We start from the raw sequence: 20887 nt of genomic DNA, 5'->3' as shown, positions 1-20887 counted from the left end.
ATATAATTTGCCATTTCTTACAAGAACCAATTACCTGTTTTAGCTCACAAACGTTATCTACCATACTGAAGTGAGGAATGACTATATGAGGACGGTTATAAAATTCATCTTTAAATACTTCTTTGCACTGCTCTTGTTGCAAGGTAGGGGTGAAACTTTTGCGCAGGTGCGTTATGCTTTTAGCCAGATCAATGCAACAAATGGTTTAGCCAACAACGAAGTAAGGAACATTACCCAATTGCCTGATGGTCGGATGATGATGGTTACCAACGGCATCATCAATATTTACAATGGCACAACCTTCCAGTATATCCATATTAACGAGCAGTACCCTTATCTGCTTAAGGGATATTTGGGCTACTTGCGAACATACGTGGAGAACAAAGAGCGTGTTTGGCTGAAAAATCAAGGCAAGTTAATGCTGATCAACTTGATTTCAGAGCACTTTGAGAACAAGGCAGACAGCGTACTTGCCGAAATGGGTGTACATGAAGCGTTAGCCGACTTTTTTATGGATGATAGCCATAACCTGTGGCTCCTTACCAACACAGATAAATTGCTGTTCCGTGATAAGGTTTCCGGAAAGGTGTGTGCATTTTTTTCAAATATTTCTAAGGTGAATGGCCGCAAAGACATGTTGTATGATATAGCTGTATCAGGTAACCAGATCTACCTTTTTTATCGTTCGGGCGCATTTCTTTGTTATAATATCAAAACCCGCCAGATCATTTCAAAGGGTAACACATTGAGTCTGGCAGATCAGCAAAAGTATAGCGGCACATTATTTCCGGTTCAGCATGGCCGAGACCTGTACCAATTGCGTACGGGTCCGGGAGGGGGCGTTCTGCTTCATTACAATAATGAAACCGGGATATGGGAAAAACTATTGGAAAAAGATTACGCGCTCAATTACCTTTCGGTTAGCAAAACCGGTGATTTGCTGGTAAGTTGTACGCAGGGGCTTTGGTTTTTTGACCGAAAAAAGAATTTTGAAAAGCAACAGATAGCACAACTACAATTGGTTGATGGATCTTCATTCAATACCGAGGTCAGCACACTTTATTTTGATGACCAGGACGGGCTTTGGATAGGTACATTGAATAAGGGGCTGCTTTATTATCATCCGGACAGGTTCAAGTTCAGAAACTTTGGTCGCTCATTCTTCCCGGATAATACCACAGCCGACCTGACTGTTAGTTGTTTTGCTGAAAAAGCCAACGGAGATATGTTGGTTGGTACCCATAACGGATTGTTTGATTACATGCGTGGTAAAGACAAATTGCAGTTGTTACCTGCAACGGGCCATGTAAACTGCAATGCTATGGTAAAAGGTATTGGCGCAGATATTTGGCTTTGCACTAATAACGGCTTGCAAAAAATGGGAAACGGACCACTTAGGCATTACCCCCTTGGAAATATATCAAATGTTGTTTTTGATCCACAACGCCGCATGTATCTGCAAACCGAGCATGATGGTTTTGGAGCATTTAATCCCCTAACCGGAAAATATGTGCGGTACGCAGCAAAAGAAAAAAGCATAAGCAAAGTGAACCAAATGGTTTATTGGAAAGGGCTGCTGATAGGAATGAACAACAATGGCATATTCTCTTACAACATAAAGAAGAGAAGTGTTTATATTCCGGAAAGAGAGGGCGATAAAGTTCCTCCAATGTTCAAACACCGTAACCATAACTACAAAGCGCTTTTTGTTGACAGCAGGGGCTGGCTTTGGTTTGGCACGCAAGACGGTTTATACGTTTGGGACGATAAACGTAAAAAACTAACTGAATTAACAGACAATGATGGTTTGATCAACAACAGCATAAAGGGCATAGTTGAAGATGCCGGGCATTCTTTATGGATATCTACATCGGGAGGTGTTTCAAGGCTTAAAATTTCTATTGAAAAAAATCAACCGCATTTTTCATTCGCCAACTTCAATAGTTACGATGGCATAATTAAGGACGAGTTTGTTCACCGGTCTATTTATTTGAGTAAAGATAACCGCCTTTTTGTTGGCGGCATAAATGGTTTCAATGAGATTGATCTGGACAGATTTTCTATAAGGCAGAGGCAATTGCACCCGCTTTTTACCGGTTTCAGAATATTTGGTCAGGATGTAAAAGAAAATGTGTCATACAGCGGCAACCGTATTTTAACCCGCAGTATAAGTTCAACAAAAAGTATTACCTTAAAGCATAATCAAAACTTTTTTACCATCAGCTTTACCGGGCTTAACTATGTTAACCCAACGCAAACCTATTACCGTTATAAATTGGATGATTTGGATGCAGATTGGCACGAAGTTTCAACCACTGATGGAATAGGCCGCATAACGTACACAGATGTTGCGCCTGGTGATTATACCTTTTATGTAAAAGCCACAGACAACAGCGGTGACTGGACCGGGCCTGTTACACGGCTCAACATCACAGTTAAAGCCCCTTTTTGGAAAACACCTTATGCCATTGCCATTTACATTTTGATTGGTACCATTCTTATTTACAGTTCGCTTACCTTTTACTTAAAGCAAAGTAAACTGGCCATTATCCGCAGGCAAAAGCAAAAAATGGATGTAATGAAAATGAATTTTTTCAGCAATATGGGACATGAGCTTCGTACACCACTCACACTCATTTTAACGCCGCTTGAAACTGTACTCAAAAAAGTAGATGACCTAAGTGTAAAAAGCCAGTTAGAAATTATCCGGCAAAATGCGGCCAACATGCTCAATACGGTTAATAACCTGGTTGATTTCAAAGCGGATGATTTTCATGGCGAAACGCTCAATTTAAGCTTTGTCAATGCCTGGGATGCAGTTGAACCCATTGTAACGCCTTTTGCTCAGGCATGTGAAAACAAGGGAATAAAATTTGAAAAGGAGATAAAAGAAACTGAAATGTTTCTATATCTCGACGTTGATAAAATAACCAAAGTGCTTAGCAACCTTTTATCAAACGCGTTAAAGTTTACACAGCCCGGAGGTAAAATTGCTTTAAAGATTTACCGCGACGAGGAAAGTAACCTTGTAATGCGGGTGGCCGATAACGGCATAGGCATTCCACAGGCAGACCTACCTAAAGTGTTTGAAAGATATTTTCAGGCTAATAACCAAATTGATGGCGTTAAGGGTAGCGGTATTGGGTTGAATTTGGTGAAAGACTATGTTGACCTGCACCATGGGCGCATTTCAGTTTCAAGCGAAGATCATAAAGGAACAGATTTTATCATTCATATCCCGATGGACCTTAAACCTGCTATAACTGATTTACAAGTACCTTCGGGCGACAAAAAACATAAAGTGCTGATTGTAGAAGATAACGATGTTTTCCGCGACTTCATGGCAACGCAGTTGAGTGCCTACTATCAGGTGGAGACTGCGGCTAATGGTGCGGCCGGTTTAGCACGCATATACCACTTTTTACCCGATCTGGTAATTACGGATATAACTATGCCCGAAATGGATGGCATTGAACTTTGCAGTAAGATCAAGGCAGATGTGCGCGTTTCTCACATTTCGGTTGTGCTACTAACGGCACGCTATACGGATGAGGTACAATTAAACGCGTATGCTTCCGGTGCCGACGCCTATATAACCAAGCCTTTCAACCTTGACATTTTATTGTTAAGGGTAAGCAAGCTGTTAGAGCAACAGGAGCAACGTAAAAAAGCCTTTAAAAGCGCCATTATTGTAGAACCTGATAAGATCACTACAACATCAGTCGATCAGGAGATGCTTGAGAAAGTGATAAGACTTATAGAGAAGAATATCCAAAGTTCGTCCTACTCGGTAGAACAACTTAGCAGCGATATGAACATGGACAGAACCGGATTATACAGAAAGCTGATGGCGATTACCGGACAGGCTCCAACAGAGTTTATACGATCAATAAAATTGAAGAAGGCTGCATTGTTATTAACGGAGAAACGATTCAGTCAGCAGGAGATCGCGCAAAAGGTAGGCTTTAGCACGGCGGCATACTTCAGTAAGTGCTTTAAAGACGAATACGGCGTTAGTCCATCACAATACAAAGGTTGATTGCCAGGTATTTATAAAATTGTGCATATTTATAAATCAACAAATGTGCTAACTTTTTCAACAAATTAATAAGCTTTTTGATTGGTTTTAAGAGTAGTTTTGTGTTACAAACCGATTATTCCACCTTTACTGAAAATGACTAAATTATTTTTTAAAGCGGCAGTTTTATTTATTGCTGTTTACCCTGCCATTAGCTTTGCGCAGTCTTACCAGTTTACCGCGTCAGGCGCCAAAGGGGTTGCTAACAACCAGGCGTTTGAAATACAGTTTTACAGCCCCAATATTGTAAGGGTGATCAAAACACCCGTGGGGCATGCATTTGTAACAGAAAACCTTTCGGTAATTAAAAAGCCGGTTGCCACAGCTTTAAAAACAGCTAAGAACGGCGATCAGATCAATTTGTCAAGCAGCCAGATCAAAATAACACTTAACCTAAAATCGGGAGCTATAGCTTACCTTGACAAAAATGGTATGCCACTGCTAAGGGAGAAGGCCGACGGTGCTTCTTTCAAACCATTTGATGATGCAGGTAATAAGACCCTGACTGTATCTCAATCATTTATTTTAGATAAAGACGAAGCCATTTATGGTTTGGGCCAGCACCAGCGCGGTAACCTGTCGCAGCGTAATCAAACCTACAAAAATATGATGCAGGGGAACACAGAAGATGTGGTGCCTTTTTTTCAATCTGTTAAAGGTTATGGTATTTTTTGGGACAACTATTCGCCCACTACCTTTAGCGACAAGCCAGAAGAAACCCTGCTAAGCTCAGATGTTGGCGAAGGGATAGATTACTATTTTATGTATGGCAGCAATGCTGATGGTGTAATTGCGCAAATGCGTGACCTTACCGGACAAGCACCTATGTTCCCTTTGTGGACGTATGGCTTTTGGCAAAGTAAAGAGCGTTATAAAACGCAGGATGAAACGGTTGGCGTACTGAAAAAATACCGCGAATTAGGTGTGCCGATAGACGGTATTGTTCAAGACTGGCAATATTGGGGTAACAACTACCTGTGGAACTCAATGGAGTTTTTGAATGTAGACTTCTCCAATCCGCAGAAAATGATGAGCGATATACACAAAATGAATGGCCATTTAATGATCTCTATCTGGTCTTCGTTTGGCCCGCAAACCAAGCCGTATCGCGATATGAAACCTAAAAACATGTTGCTTGACTTTAACACCTGGCCGGAGTCGGGGTCAGAGTTATGGCCACCAAAAATGGATTATCCTTCAGGTGTACGCCCCTATGACGTTTACAACCCTGAGGCAAGGGAGATCTATTGGGATTATCTCAATAAAGGCTTATTTAAGTTCGGTATTGATGGCTGGTGGATGGATTCAACCGAGCCGGATCACCTGAGCTTTAAACCAACAGACCTTGACCTGAAAACACATTTAGGTTCATTTCGTAAAGTGCGTAACGCTTACCCATTAATGGGTGTAGGCGGTGTTTATGATCATCAGCGTAAAGTTACATCCGATAAGCGTGTGTTTATTTTAACGCGTTCGGCATTTGCCGGTCAGCAGCGTTATGGCGCTAATACATGGTCGGGCGATATTACGTCATCATGGGAAACCTTACAAAAACAAATACCAACCGGACTCAACTTTTCATTGAGTGCTATACCTTACTGGAATGCAGACATTGGAGGCTTCTTCCTGTCAAAGTATCCGCGTAAACTGGAAGATCCTGAATACCGTGAACTGTATGCCCGCTGGATGGAATTTGGCACATTTACACCATTAATGCGCTCGCATGGCGCTGATGCTCCAAGAGAGATCTACCAGTTTGGTAAAAAAGGCGATAAGGTTTATGATGCCGCTGAGAAATATATCAATCTGCGTTACAGATTATTACCCTACATCTACTCTACATCATGGGACGTTACCGCGCACCAGTCAAGCATGATGCGTGCTTTGTTTATGGATTTCTCTGCCGACAAAAATGTATGGGATATCCCGGGCGAATACATGTTTGGCAAATCACTTTTGGTAAATCCTGTTACATCGTCTATGTATACAAAGGTGGCAGGACGTGATAAGGCAGAGGATTTTGGCGCTGTGAAATCTCAGGAAACCTATTTGCCTGCAGGTCGCGTGTGGTATGATTTCTGGTCGGGACAAAAAGTTGCCGGTGGTAAAAAAGTATCACGCGAAACGCCGCTTGATATTATACCGCTGTACGTAAAAGGCGGATCAATTATGCCTATCGGCCCTAAAGTGCAGTACTCATCAGAAAAGAATTGGGATAACATGGAGATCAGGGTATACCCGGGTGCTGATGCAGATTTTACTTTGTATGAAGACGAGAACGACAACTACAATTACGAAAAAGGCCAATACAGTGAGATAGTATTCCATTGGGACGATAAAAAAGGCACCTTGACAATAGCCGACAGAAAAGGCGCATTTAAAGGCATGTTAACTAACCGCACGTTCAACTTAACCGTTGCCCCTGCCGGTATAGTTACTGATGCCGGTAAGTTAAAAAGCGTAAGCTATAGCGGGAAAAAAGTATCAATAAAACTTTAGGTGAACAGGCAGCCCTGTTGTTTTCAACGGGGCTACTTTATGTTCACTTTGTAATAATACAAAACCAATTATTTATAACTTTTCATGAAGTTCAATTCTTTATTATTAGCACTCGTGTTAGCAGGAAGTGTTTCGGTGCGTTGCGCCTTTGCGCAATCAACTGGCTCGCTAACTTTAAGTGATTTCGCAACCGGTGCATCTTCAAAAGGCTGGGAAGAAGCCGCTGATGTTTCGTTAAATATTGCAGCATCAGCCAAGCCTAAAATTACAGCCGGCACCGGTGTAATTGTTTTCAAAGGAGAGGGAACAGAGACAGCTCTTACCACTAAGAACAGTTATGATGATACGGAGGTGGAATTTGATTTTTTAGTAAGCAGTAAAGCCACTTTAGGCGTATTGCTGCAAGGGCTTTATCGCGTAAATTTGTCTGATAGCTGGGGTTCAACCAGCAGTGTTACAGCAGATATGGGCGGCGTTGGTCCGCTTAAGCAGGGAGGTGGAGCTTTTACAGGTTTACCGCCACTTATAAACGTAGCAAAAGCGCCTGGTTTATGGCAGCATGCGTTGATCAAATTCCGCTCGCCAAAGCTTTCTGGCGGTGCTAAAACCGGCAATGGTTTGTTTGAAGAGGTTTACATCAATGGCGTATTGGTTCAGGAAAATGCCGAAGTGCAAGGGCCATCTGCAGGTAGTGTTAAAGATACAGAAACAGGCTCCGGGCCGGTGGTATTTGTTGCTGCCAACGGTGTTGCGGCAATTAAAAATTTAAAGATCAATAAACTGGCTCCTGTTATTACTGCCACAACTACGCCGCCCCGCAGAATGCGCAGGGTGCCTAATCCAATTTTGCTTGATCCTTCAGGGAAAAACTACCTGCTGCGCAGCTTTGTAAATTTCAATGGAAAAAAACGCACGCATGTGGTATCATTGGGTAGCCCGCAGCAAGTAAATTACTCTTATGACGTTAAGCAGGGCGCCTTGTTCCAGGTATGGCATGGCCCGTTCATGGACGTTACCGAAATGTGGGAGCAGCGTGGAGAACCACAACTGGCTAAGCCACGTGGTGCTGTAGTGGCATTATCAGAAGCACCTGCGCTGGCCGTGTTAGTGGATAAGGAAGCAACCATTTGGCCGGATTCATTAGCGTTTGATGATTTGAAAAACCAGGGCTACACACTTGATAAGCAACGCAATCCAACTTTTGAGTATGAGGTTGCCGGTTACCATGTTGCTGATAAGTTAGCTGTGGGTAATGCCGATAAAAGCATTGCCAGGCAAATTACTGTAACCAAGGCGCCCGCAAATCTATATCTGAGAATAGCCCGGGGAACGGCTATCACCCCTGCAGGTAACGGACTTTTTGTTATTGGAGATAAAGGTTACTATGTGCAAACAGATGAAAAATTTAAACCATTTGTACGTTACAGTAAAAGCGGATCGGAACTTCTGGTTCCTGTTACCTCGGATAAACCTGTAAACTATTCTATTATTTGGTAACCCACAGCCTGAAAGACAATGATAAACAATAGTAATATTTTTAAGAAGCTTGCTTACCCTGCCATTGCAGTATTGTTAATGGGGATGGCTAAAACTTCGCATGCAAATAATATTTGTTTGACTGATACGAGTCGTATCCAACGCGAAGACGAGGTTTACCGCCTGCGCGATGTGCCAATTCCGCAGGATATATTATTGGAAGTTGGTGGTATGGCCTTTTTGCCAAATGATGCCCTGGCAGTTTCTACCCGCAGGGGTGAAGTATGGATCATCAACAATCCGTACATGAAAAACGGAAATCTGCCGGTTTATAAGCTTTTTGCACAGGGCATGCATGAGGTGCTTGGCCTTAACTATATCAACGGAGATGTTTACGTAGTACAACGCTCGGAGTTAACGCGCCTGCGTGACCTGGATGGAGACGGAGAGGCAGATGAGTACAAAACTATGTACTCATGGCCTTTGGCAGGCAACTATCATGAGTATGCTTACGGACCAATGTTGGATAAAGACGGCAACATGGTAGTAACCTTAAACCTGGGTTGGATCAACTTTGGTGAGAGCTTGTCTAAATGGCATGGATGGATGCTGAAATTTGATAAGGATTTCAACATGAAACCATTTGCAGCCGGCTTTAGATCTCCGGCAGCATTCGCGTTAAATAATGACGGTGATATTTTCTATTCAGAGAACCAGGGCGACTGGGTTGGCTCGGGTAATATTGCTCACGTGGCCGAAGGTGACTTTTTGGGTAACCCCCGCAGCCTGCGCTGGTCGGGTGAACCGGGATCACCCCTTAAACTTAAAATTGAAGATATTCCGGATACCGGCGAACCGAAGTATGAAGTAGCTAAGCGAATTCCCGCGTTAAAAACACCGGCAGTTTGGCTACCGCATACCATTTTAGGAATATCAACCTCGGGTATACTTAATTATGATGCCAAAGGTAAGATGGGGCCGTTTGAGGGCCAAATGTTTGTTGGCGATCAAGGGCAAAGCAAAATCAACCGTGTGTCGTTAGAGAAAGTAAAAGGCGTTTACCAAGGCGTTGTATTTCCTTTTCGCGAAGGTTTTTCATCAGGTATATTAAGATTGAACTGGGGATCAGACGGCTCTATATTTGCAGGTATGACCTCTCGTGGCTGGGGTTCAACCGGTAAGCAATCGTATGGTTTACAACGCCTTGAGTGGACCGGGGTAACACCTTTTGAAGTTAAAACCATTAAAGCTAAACCTGATGGTTTTGAACTGGAGTTTACCATGCCGGTTAATGAAAGCGCAGCAAAAGATGCTGCATCATATAACATCAGCAGTTTTAACTACAAGTATCACCACATATATGGCAGTCCGCCAATTATGCAAAGCGCAAGAGTGATAAAAGCTATTCAGGTTTCACCGGATAAAATGAAGGTAAGATTAGTGCTGGATAGCCTGAAAGAAGGTTATGTACACGAAATTAAGGCAGAAGGCATCCGCTCAACCGATAACTTGTCGCTGATGCACAACTATGGCTATTATACACTCAATCGTATTCCCGATGGTGAAAAATTGACCATAACGGATGCTAACAGGGTAACTGTTGTGGCAAAGCATGATCATGAAGCCATGATGGCTAATGCCGCTGTTGCCGCAAATAAAAAACCGGTTACAGCAAGTGCCGGCAAACCTGCAACCGCTACTGTTAAACGTTTAACCGTGCAGCCCGCAAGCTGGACAAAAGGGCCTGACCGCACCATCGTTTTAACAACGCGGCCGGGTTTGAAATTTGATATAGAAGCCATAACTGTAAAGGCCGGAAGCAAAATAAAGCTTACCTTCAACAATAATGATGATATGCTGCACAACGTAGTGGTAACCGAGCCGGGCTCTGCAACGGAAGTTGGACAGTTAGCTATAAAGTTAGGTATCAATGGCGAGCGTATGAATTATGTTCCAAACTCGTCAAAAGTGCTTTATCATACCGTTTTACTGCAGCCCAATAAATCAGAATCAATTTATTTTATTGCTCCCGATAAACCTGGCGAGTATGAATATTTATGCAGCTACCCGGGCCATTATATGGTGATGCGGGGTGTAATGAAGGTTGAAAAATAATATAACCTATAGTAAATTATGAGAACATCTTTTATATGTACAATAGCGTTAATGGCTTTTGCAGTTAAAGCCAATGCGCAAATGATAGTTGACCCAAGTAAACCGCTTACCAACAAACCGGAAGAAACGGAAGTATATCCACCGCAGGCTGCACTTCCAAAAGTGGTGCAAACCGGTAAAGCATTTGATACGCCACCTTCTGACGCAATTGTGTTGTTTGACGGAAAGAATCTTAATGAGTGGGTATCATCCCGAGGTAAAACCGAAGCGAAATGGACAGTGGCAGATGGCGCATTTACGGTAAATAAACCATCGGGTGACATTGAAACTAAACGTACGTTCACTAATTATCAATTGCATATTGAGTACCGTATACCTGAGAATATTACCGGTACGGGTCAATCACGTGGTAACAGCGGTATTTTCCTGGCTGCCACCAAAGGCAAGGCGGGTGGGTACGAGATACAGGTACTTGATGGATACAATAATGAGAACAAAACGTATGTAAATGGTATGGTAGGCAGTATCTACAAAGAAGTAGTGCCGCTAGCTAACCCGTCACGTAAAGCAGGGGAGTGGAACGTATATGATATTGTATGGACCGCACCAACTTTCAACGCCGACGGATCTGTCAAAACCAAAGCCCGCGTTACTGCATTTTTAAATGGAGTACTGGTTCAAAACAATTTTGAAGTAGAGGGAGAGACCAACTATATAGGCAAACACGAATATATATCGCACGGCCCATCGCCAATTAAGCTGCAGGCCCACGGCGATAAAAGCGAACCGATCAGCTACCGGAACATCTGGCTGCGCGAATTGTAGTGAGTTGTCTTTCAAACGAATAACAACGCCGCTCCGTTCCAAGGGCGGCGTTTTTTTATAGAGCGCGAAAAAGGGGTGATCGCGATTAAATAGCTGATCAGTTCACCCGCAATTTGTTAAAAGCAATGGTAAAAACAGTGCCCCTGTTAACCTCCGATTGAACAGCTACCAACGCGTTATGTAGTTTAAATATGTTTTGCGATAACGATAGCCCAATACCACTGCCCGGAAATTTACTTGCTTTTTTGGAGCGATAAAAGGGTTGGAATATTTTATCTATCTCATCTGTTTCAATACCAATTCCCTCGTCAGCTATTGTTAAGATCACCCTGTCAGAATCATCGGTTACCAAAAGGTCCGGCGCCTTGCCGTCCGAAAATTTTAAGGCATTTTCCAGCAGATTATTTATGCTTATGAAGAGTAACCGTCTGTTGCCGTAAATAACGCCGGTATCGGCATCGTGCAGTTCATAACGTACAACCAATTTATCTTCTCCGTACTTTAACATAAATTCATCAGCAATTTCCCATATCAGTTCGTCCATTCTTATTTTTTCAAAGCCGCCAATATCCATGTTGCTTTGAACAAGTTCCATCAAACTGGTAATAATATCTTTTAGCTTAACAACACTTTCAATGATCTCGCGCAGCGCCGCTTGGTATTCTTCAGGAGTTCGTTCTTTTACCAACGTAGTTTCAGCCTGACCGAGTATAGAGGTAAGGGGCGTGCGTAATTCGTGCGATGAGTTGGCTACAAAAGTTTGCTGGTTTTCAAAGGATTGTTGCAGATGCTCCAACAACTGGTTGATGGATAAACACAATTCATCAATTTCATCTTTCGGTATCTTACTGATAGGTAATCTCCTGTGCAGATCGTTAGCTTTTATGGTGAGCAGATCATTACGTATGGAAATAATGGGACTTAGGGATATCCTGGCAAAAAAACGCCCCATAAAAAAAGTTATGATTAGCGAAGCAAAAAAAGCCAGGAATAATATTTCCTTTAGCCTTTCCATTGAGTCGAGCCCCTTTTTATCAAGCGCCGAAACCACAAATATGAACTTACCCGAATTGTCCGCGTAACGCATGCCGGCCACCTGTTTATTACCCATATAAAAATGAACAGTGCCTTTTTTATCAACTTCTGATAAAAACTTTCTGGACCACCGTATGGAGTCTTCAGAAACCAGTACCGGTTTTAATTGCTGGTCATAAATGCGAAAGGTTTCATTGGTGAGCGACCTCGGAAACTTTTTTTGAACTTCCTTAAATTTTTGAGGTGAAACATTATCCTGGGCCAGATAAAATTCGGCCACATTTACTGCGCGCTCGTCAAGCTGGTAAAAAAAATAAGCGGCACGAGACCTGTTCAAAAAAACGTAAATGAAGATAAATACAACCGACAAAAGGATGCCGAACATTAAGGTGAATTGGAGCACCAGCCTGTCTCTTACCTTTATGGCCATTTGTTAGTCCTTAATAATGTACCCCATACCGATTACTGTATGAATGAGTTGCTTAGGCTGACCTTTATCTATTTTGGCGCGTAAATAGTTAATGTATACATCAATTAAGTTGGTGCCACGGTTAAATGATATCCCCCAAACTTTTTCAGCAATATGTACTCTTGATAAAACGCGCTCTTTATTGGCCATCAGTACTTCAAGCAGCGTAAATTCTTTGGCAGACAATAAAATTATTTTTCCGTTCCTTGAAACTGTTTTGCGGAAGCAATCCATTTCAAGGTCGTCAACTTTATAAATTGTACCGGGTAAGATCATTTCCCTGCGGCGTGTTATGGCTTTTATCCGGGCTAACAGTTCTTCAAAATGAAACGGTTTGGTGAGGTAGTCATCAGCTCCAGCCTCAAGCCCATCCACTTTATTTCTTAACGAATCTAAAGCAGACAGCATGAGGATGGGTACATCTTTTTTTACCTGTCTTATTGTTTTACAAACATCCACACCATTTACATACGGCAGGGCAATATCCAATATAATAAGGTCGTGGTCGTTTTCAAGGCCCAGCTTACAGCCCATATTGCCATCGTAAGCAACTGTAACGTGATGCAGCTGTTCTTCCAAACCTTTGGCAATAAAGGCTGCCACTTTTACTTCATCTTCTACCACAAGGATATTCATAATCAAATATAAAGCTGGAACACCTTATAATATAACAGATTAAATTATTCTAATGTGGCAATAAAATAACTCACATTAAATATTTCTAATCGAATTCTAACGCCTGGTTAAGACCACCTTCATGCTTGCGAACGTTACGTTTTATAACTTCAAAATAATTTATTTACCGTTATTAAGCAGGTTCCGATGAAGCGTGTTGACAAGATTGCACACAGAAAAATAGTTAGTTCTTTAGTTCAGATGGAACAATATTTTGCCCTTGATGAACATCATTCAAATGATGCCGACAATGCCCGTAAAATGATTGCCGATCTGGAAGAAGCCTTTAATGTTTATCAACAGTACTTGCGTGAATTAGAGTGGCAGATCTCGGCTTATGATGAACTGTATCAGCAAGCGAGAATAAAGTTTGTTGGCTATAAATTAAAAGAACTAAAGCGAAATCTGACCAAGGAAGAATTTAAGAACTTTCAGGATAGTTTTGGCTATAGTCTTTAAGAGCCTCCTAATAAAAAAGTCCTGTTGATGTGTTTTGATACACATCAACAGGACTAAACAATTATAATTATTATTAGAAACTATAACGCAAACCAAACTGCATTTGCCAGCGCGATGCAAAGAAGTCTTTTGAGTAACTGGTTACATCTTTCTGAGCAAACGTATAAATAGGGTTGGTTGTAGCAGTACCTGCGGTGGCCAGTTTTAAACCAACACTCGATGTTGAATTAAACGTATTTGGAGAGAAATACTGAACGCCCCATTTTTTATTTAACAGGTTAGTTAAGTTTATGATATCATAAGTGAAGGTAATAGTGTGCTTATGATTGCCACTGCTCAATATGTTTATGTCTTGCGAAAAGCGAAAATCGGCCTGATAATTCCACGGTGTGCGTGCCCCGTTACGCTCCGTAAATTGGCCCCTGCGGCTGCTTAAATATTTATTGCCGTTTATGTAGGTATCAAATGCTGCTGCCTGAGCCTGTCCATCAGTAGTGTTGGCAAAAAAGTTAGGCGTTTCTCCCGCTTTCGGAATATATACCAAACTTACAGTTTGGGCTGTTCCGTCAATTGTTGTATTTACAAAACCAAGAGAGTATGGTGTGCCTGATGCTGCGTTAAAGAACAACGAGAAATTGCTGATCCATTTGCCTCCGCTGTTCCAGTCGCGACGGTAATTGATGGTTGAAACTATGCGGTTGCGTATATCAAAATTTGAGTAGGCAAGGCCAGGGTTGTTTGGGTTAAGCGCCTGGTTAAGCTGCCAGTTAGACTCCATTGAGTTGCGTATACCGTTGGTGATATCTTTAGATACACCATAAGTATAGGCAACATTAACATCAAGACCGAACGGGAAAGATTTCCCAACCTGACCGGTAATGCTATAACGGTAGCCCTGATCTGTATTGGTTAACAAGTAAGCATTGGTATACAACGGATTGATAGCCTGTGTTGTTGCAAGTGGGTTGGCAGTTGTAGGAGCAGGAACCGGGCGGTAAATGGGTTGCTGATGGTTTACATCATACGGGTAATAAATGGGGTTATCAACCAGGTTGATATGTTTAAACTGCAGATCGTGAATAACCTTGGTATAAATACCTTCTACGGTAAATTTCCATTGATCATCTGTTTTATAGTCTACAGCTAAACTGCTTCTCCATGCCTGTGGCATTTTAAAGTTGTTATCTATTAGGTCTACCTGAGTTGCACCGGTGTTATTGTTAATGTTTACGCCTTGTTTTTGAGCAAAGCCAGCTTCGCCGTTGCCAGTTAAAGCATCGCGTATTGGGTCAGATCCGGCTGCCGGTGTTACAGGAGTTGCACCGGTGTAAGTGTAACGCTTGTCAAATGCGCCAAATGTTGAACCATTGTTATAGTAAGCATATCCTAACCAGGCAAAAGGGATACGGCCGGTAAACACGCCGGTGCCACCCCTAACAATTAGCGTCTGGTCGCCGTTTACGTCATAATTAAAGCCTAAACGTGGCGATATCTGTACTTGTCCGAGAAATGAGTTGCGGATGTTTTTGGGTTGGGTGTAAGTGTAAGTTGTGCCGTAACGCGGGTCAACGGGCGCATCGGTTGTTTTTACGCTTAGCGGTTGTTTGTCTGGCATGTCAGCCAGGTCAAAGCGTATCCCGGGAGTAATTTTCAGGTTGTCACCAATCTGAATTTCGTCCTGACCGTATAAGCTGTACATGTTAACCTTGAATTGCGCCGGAGGGTTATCCAGAATAAAATCGCGGCCATTATTAGCGTAGTTGTAATTGGTGCGAACGCGATTAGGGCGGTTATTAAGAAAATCATCAATACTGCTGTAGGCCACACGTCCGTTCCATGAATTTACAAAACCATAGGTAATGTTATAAAACTCATTGTGCGTACCAAAAGTAAAGGTATGGTTGTTTTTTACCAGGGTGAAGTTATCAGTAAATTCAAAAGTTTTCTGCTTCATATTGAATATACTGGCTTCCCTGTCTGTACCCAAAAATATGGTACCACCGTTTGATGCTATTTCAACTTGCGGCAATGCTGGATTGGATAGCGGATCTCTGAAGTCATGGACATTTGAATAGCCCACTATCAAGCTATTTGAAGCGCTGCTGTTAAAACGGCTCTTTAATTCTGCAACGGTTGAATTCTGGTTATTAACCTGCTTAAAGTCAATGCTTCCAAAGCGAAAATTCTGTTGGTCGCGCTCCAGATTGGTTGCTTGAGAAGTAATGGTGTTGTTGCGGATAGATAGCTGATTTTTGTCGTTGATGTTCCAATCCAAGCGGTTAAAGAATTTATTTGAACGCGAGTAAATGTTGTAGTTGTCAAAACTGCCTGCACTAACGCCATAATTGCTTTGTACGTAATTTGCTATCTGTTGTGCCTGGTTTAAATTAATTATAGGCATGTCTGATGAACCAGCCCCAAGTATAACCGGATCCTGACGGCGGGTGATCTCCTCATTAGTAAAGAAAAATAATTTGTTCTTTATAATAGGGAAACCTAAACGAAAACCGGTTTGGTATTCATAGAAAGATGACGGCATTTTAGAGTTGTCGCCCGCCTTGTTGCGGCCGGTTATACTTGCGTTGCGACCAAATGCATACACGGAACCGGTTACAGTATTGGTGCCACTGCGGGTAACAGCGTTGATGCTGCCGCCTAAAAAGTTGCCTATTTTAACGTCATACGGGGCCAGATAAACCTGAATATCCTGAATGGCGTCAATAGATACCGGATTGGTACGCGTACTGCTGCCGGGTTGACCTGAAGTGCCACCTTGCCCGCCAAGCGATGGGCTGAAACCGATAGCATCATTATTAATGGCTCCATCTAACGTTACGTTATTGTAACGGAAGTTAGTACCTAAAAATGAGTTGTTATTGCTTTGCGGCGTAGTGCGCGTAAAATCTTGCAAGCTGCGGCTGGTTGAGGGCAGGTTTTTTAGTTGCGCAGCACTGATGCGTGTACTTGAACCTGTTTTGGTACTGCCGGATGACGAACGAACCACTACCGTTTGTAATTGGGTAGACTCGTCTGGCAGGGTAAAGTTATAAGTAGCGCTACCCAAACTCAATGTTATATCGCTTTGTTCCTGTTTTTTAAAGCCAACATAGGTTGCTGTAATGGTATAAGGCCCACCAGGTGTTACGTTGGCAATAGTATAACGGCCCTCGGCGTTAGTTTGTATGGCGTAACGGGTGCCGGTACCAGTATTAACAACGGTTATGTTAACGCCGGGTAAAGCATTATTCTTTTGATCTGTGGCCTTGCCGGTAATGACAGCGCTGGTTACCTGAGTCAATCCCCGGGTACTCCATAAGCCTAAGAGTAGTAAAATTAAGTAAATCTTTTTCATGACTTTATGTTTCGCCAAAAATTGATCATTAACATTAAGTTAACGTAAACATCGATTTACGTTTGATGGCGAAAAATATTAGGCTGAAATTAGAAGCAACAAGTAGCGTTTAGCGTTTAACTATGATAGCGTTTTTAGGAGTTGGAATTGAGCTGTATTTCAAGGTAAGGCTTCCTTTTATTTGCAAGATGAGGACATGCAGTGTAGAAGTGGTTAATATTAAAATTTTTAATGTTATTTTAAGTTAATATTATTAAAATTAACATGCTGATAACTTACTTCGGATTAGGTAGATTAACAATTAAGAACATGTTGCGTAGAATGATTACAGCCCTATCGTATAACTGTTAGCGAACCTGTAATTTGCTTTTTAGATCCACTAAACGATATTATATAATAATAGGCACCAGTAGGTACGTATGACGAATTGAACCTTCCATCCCAGGGAATATTATAACTTTTAGAGTGAAAAACATTTGCGCCGTATCGGTTAAAAACATCCACAACAGCGTCGGGGTGTTTTTCAATATTACGAATGATCCATATGTCATTAATGCCATCTCCGTTGGGAGTAAAGGTATTGGGCGCTTCAATAGGTGGTAGCACATTGATAATTACAGTTGCAGAAACGTTACAAATGCCATTGGAAACTGTTAACGTATATGTGGTGTTATTTTGTGGTGAAGCAGTAGGATTGGAAATTTTAGAATTGTTTAAGCCTGTAGAGGGACTCCAGAGATAAGTAAGATTATCACCCTGAATAGTTGGCTTTAATAAAACAGATTGGTTTTTTTCTAAATTAATTGCCTGAGGCAAATTTACTTTAAGGGGTTTTAAAACGGTTATAAATTTGGTAATAACTTTTATACAGCCGGAGGAAGTGGTAAAGGTATACTTTATAACATGTTCTCCTGCGCCTGCAATTTCGGGATCAAAAAAACCATTGGCAGTTACTCCAGCCCCCGAATAGGTACCCGTTCCCTGCACTCCGGTTGTTTCGGTGGCTTGTGTTAAACGGAAAGCCGGCATTGTTGTACAAACCTGGGGCAAGGTATCAAAATACAGGGAAGGTGCTTTGGTAATAAGTATGTTTTTAGTAACCTCGTTAAAGCATCCCCCTTCCACATATATTCTTAGTTTAACCTTGTATGTTAACTGCTTTAAATTGTTCGGCAATGGGGGATACAAGTGTGTGTATATATCACCATTTATTGGGTTGTTAAATGTTTCTTTATCATTAGGCCGCCCATCGTAATCAAAATACCATTCAATAGTTTTAATGGTTTGGCTGTTAGTTACTGATAAGTTCTTAAAGGTAACAACATCTCCGTCACATGAATTGCCTTGAACATCAAATTCAGGGGTTATATTCATTTGTGTTATTTGAACGTTTTTTGCCACTGTTTGCTTGCACCCGTTAGCAGATTGAACGGTAAGTGTTACAGTATAAATTCCGGCAGTGCTGTAAATATGAGTTGGTTGCCTGAGCGTAGATGTATTGGCATTAACCATAGTTGAGTTAATGTCGCCAAAATCCCACAAGTATTGAATTGATGGCTCTTCGGTAGTTAAATTAATAACTGATGCCTGCCCTCCGCTACAAGTTTGGGGTATGTTGAAATCGGGCAGGGGGGTAGTATAAATTTTAACAGTATTTGTAACCTCTAAAATGCAGCCCAAAGCATTTTTTAAAATTAATTTTACTGGGTATTCCCCAGGTAATGTAAAAGCGTGGTAAACGGGCAAATTGCTGGTTGCTTGTATAGTCTGATTGTCTCCAAACTGCCATTCCCATAAAACAGGTTTAAAATTGGTAAAATTGCTTTTATCAGTAAACGTAACCGGTTTTTCTACGCATGTTCTGTTCGAAATATCAAACGCGGGTTGTTCAGATTGATTAATATGTATTGTTTTTTTTAAAGATGTTGAGCAACTGTTTGATAATATTAACTGAACTGTATAATCTCCTGCAAGTAAGTAAGTATGGCTCGGTGTTGAGTTTAATGGTACCCCCCAAATTATGCTTCCGTCACCAAAATCCCATGAACACAACTCTCCGTTTACTCCAGTAGCATTTTTTATCTTGAACTTATACGTGTTATCACAATCTTCAGTGGTTATATCAAAGTCTGCCATTGGAGGAGTGATAACTGTAAAAGTGTTATTTATTTCCAGTTGTCCGGCCAAAGCACACTCGCTCGCAGCATAATCAGCGTGAATTTTTATGTCGTGTTTACCAAAGTTATCATAGGCTGGAGTTTTAGGAAAGGTAAATTCATAAAAAAAAATGCCATTTTTTGAGCCTGAGTTTCCGGTAGGGTTGGTTTGAACTATAGGAGCTTCAATGTTGTCAAGCTGCCACGTAATGGCAGTAGGTTTAAATGGTAAGGTTAGTTTGAAAAAGTAGTCATCCTGCACGCATGCCGAATCAATTATTTGATTAGTTGCCTGCTTTATAGCATTGATTGTGTAACTGGCGAAAAGGTTGGTTCCGGCAGAATAAGCATATGATTCTACAGGGCCAAAACCATAGGCAATAGCATTGAAGGCTTCTGACGAGGTAATGTGAAAATTGTTAGTGTTATAACTATTTAAATTAAGTTGCAAGTATGAATACCCTGGTAAGGTTGGCATGGGGGAAAAGGGTGAGGGTGAAACAGTTCCGTTTATTTTGAAAGTGTTTATACCCTCATTTTTTATTACCACATTTACGTATTGCTCTTTAATATCCTCAGAGGAGGATGAGTATACTGTTATGTTTTTTAAACTATATTCAATAGGATTAAGCAGAACCATGTCAGGGTCTCCAAAACTATTTGTATTTCCGGAACATGCCTGGCTTAAAGCATATTGTGCAACGCAAACAGGTTTTGAAGCGGTTATGAAGGCGGGCTTATTGAGAGGAGCCGGAGTTGTGAAAAATTGACCTGCATTCAGCGTTGCTACAACCAGCCCATCTATTTGTACAGTTGTGCCATCGTCTTTTGCCAATATACGCGCAAATTGACCACGCGTTCTGACCGGGTTAGGTTCGGATAAGCTTTTCATGCTGAATGGAACAAAGGCATAATTAAGGCCCCAGCTTTGAACAGGATAAGCTTGTTGAAATAAAGGGTCAATAGTAGCGGCTGTTGTACAATCACTTGGATTTATACGCGTGCCCGAACTACCTGTGAAAACAGCAAAGTTGCTGCATTCAGGGGTAGAAGATGTAATTGAAACACCAGACAGATCTTCTTTTGACAGGTATTCGTAAACATCTCCTGCTTTACTCAATGTTATGCCTCCCGGTACCAGATCAGTATTCCCTCTTTTTAGTCTTACCGATGTATTGTTGTTTGATGCTATTACTATTATAAAGTTTTTGCCATCGTTGGTTTCGTCTTGCATGTAATTCATGCTGAAGTAAGATTTACCTAATGATTCAACCGGTAAAAGTAAACTTGCTGCAGACCGCCTTCCGGCAAAAATGTGTGAATACACCACAACTTTTGGTTGACCCGGATCAACTAAAATATGTACACCTTTGTTAGAAAGAGGTATCCCGCTTTCAGATGTATCAATATAAGCAATAGATCGCGGAATTTTTATCTCGGTAACTGTATTAGCGACAACTGAGAAGTTAGCAGAAAAATTTCCCACACTTATTTTACCTGATGATGATTTGTCTGAAGTGACAAATATGCTCATGTTGGCCAGTGATGGGTTGCCATCAGGTGCGTCAGGAATGTGCGAAGGAAATGCGGTCCAAAATTCTTTTCCCTGATTTGATACAACTTGTCCAAAAGAGCTGCTTAATGCTATTAAAATCAATGCGAATTGAAGAAGGACAGGTTTTAAGGTCATTGCAAACAAATATAAATAACTTCAACGTTACCTCCCCTCAGAAAAAGGGGGCGCTGGC

At 41.6% G+C, this 20887-nt stretch carries 10 protein-coding genes; 6 read left to right on the top strand and 4 right to left on the bottom strand.

Features of this window, described 5'->3' with window-relative positions; translation table 11 throughout:
• The first annotated feature begins 85 nt into the window (after positions 1-85).
• From CLV57_RS15540 to CLV57_RS15520, 5 genes are all read left to right on the top strand, one after another.
• Positions 86-4039 (top strand): ATP-binding protein, encoded by a 3954-nt coding sequence (locus tag CLV57_RS15540; protein ID WP_100342301.1) that lies wholly within the window; start codon positions 86-88, stop codon positions 4037-4039.
• 135 nt (positions 4040-4174) lie between these two features.
• A complete protein-coding gene (locus CLV57_RS15535; RefSeq protein ID WP_100342300.1) occupies positions 4175-6577 on the top strand; it encodes a glycoside hydrolase family 31 protein in 2403 nt (800 codons plus the stop codon).
• Between the two features lie 84 nt (positions 6578-6661).
• A complete protein-coding gene (locus tag CLV57_RS15530; protein WP_100342299.1) occupies positions 6662-8074 on the top strand; it encodes a family 16 glycoside hydrolase in 1413 nt (470 codons plus the stop codon).
• An 18-nt stretch (positions 8075-8092) separates the two neighbouring features.
• Positions 8093-10168: a plastocyanin/azurin family copper-binding protein gene (locus CLV57_RS15525; protein WP_100342298.1), complete on the top strand. Its 2076-nt coding sequence runs from the start codon at positions 8093-8095 to the stop codon at positions 10166-10168.
• An 18-nt stretch (positions 10169-10186) separates the two neighbouring features.
• Complete coding sequence (locus CLV57_RS15520; protein ID WP_100342297.1) at positions 10187-10993, top strand: 3-keto-disaccharide hydrolase; 807 nt, start codon at positions 10187-10189, stop codon at positions 10991-10993.
• Between the two features lie 97 nt (positions 10994-11090).
• Here CLV57_RS15520 and CLV57_RS15515 read toward each other — a convergent pair whose 3' ends face one another.
• Together CLV57_RS15515 and CLV57_RS15510 are read right to left on the bottom strand one after the other, a co-directional pair.
• A complete protein-coding gene (locus CLV57_RS15515) occupies positions 11091-12458 on the bottom strand; it encodes a sensor histidine kinase (protein ID WP_100342296.1) in 1368 nt (455 codons plus the stop codon).
• 3 nt (positions 12459-12461) lie between these two features.
• Positions 12462-13133 (bottom strand): response regulator transcription factor, encoded by a 672-nt coding sequence (locus tag CLV57_RS15510; protein ID WP_100342295.1) that lies wholly within the window; start codon positions 13131-13133, stop codon positions 12462-12464.
• 186 nt (positions 13134-13319) lie between these two features.
• On the opposite strand from CLV57_RS15510, the gene CLV57_RS15505 reads away from it, so the two are divergent.
• Positions 13320-13631, top strand: a complete 312-nt coding sequence (locus CLV57_RS15505; RefSeq protein ID WP_100342294.1) for a hypothetical protein — start codon at positions 13320-13322, stop codon at positions 13629-13631.
• A gap of 73 nt (positions 13632-13704) precedes the next feature.
• Here CLV57_RS15505 and CLV57_RS15500 read toward each other — a convergent pair whose 3' ends face one another.
• On the bottom strand, positions 13705-16983 hold the full coding sequence (locus CLV57_RS15500) for a TonB-dependent receptor (protein ID WP_100342293.1): 3279 nt from the start codon (positions 16981-16983) through the stop codon (positions 13705-13707).
• A 333-nt stretch (positions 16984-17316) separates the two neighbouring features.
• Positions 17317-20829, bottom strand: coding sequence for a PKD domain-containing protein (locus CLV57_RS15495; RefSeq protein WP_100342292.1), 3513 nt, complete (start codon positions 20827-20829; stop codon positions 17317-17319).
• Positions 20830-20887 lie beyond the last annotated feature (58 nt).

Source organism: Mucilaginibacter auburnensis (assembly GCF_002797815.1).
Classification (GTDB): Bacteria; Bacteroidota; Bacteroidia; order Sphingobacteriales; family Sphingobacteriaceae; genus Mucilaginibacter; species Mucilaginibacter auburnensis.
This window is presented reverse-complemented; position numbering and strand designations above follow the sequence as displayed.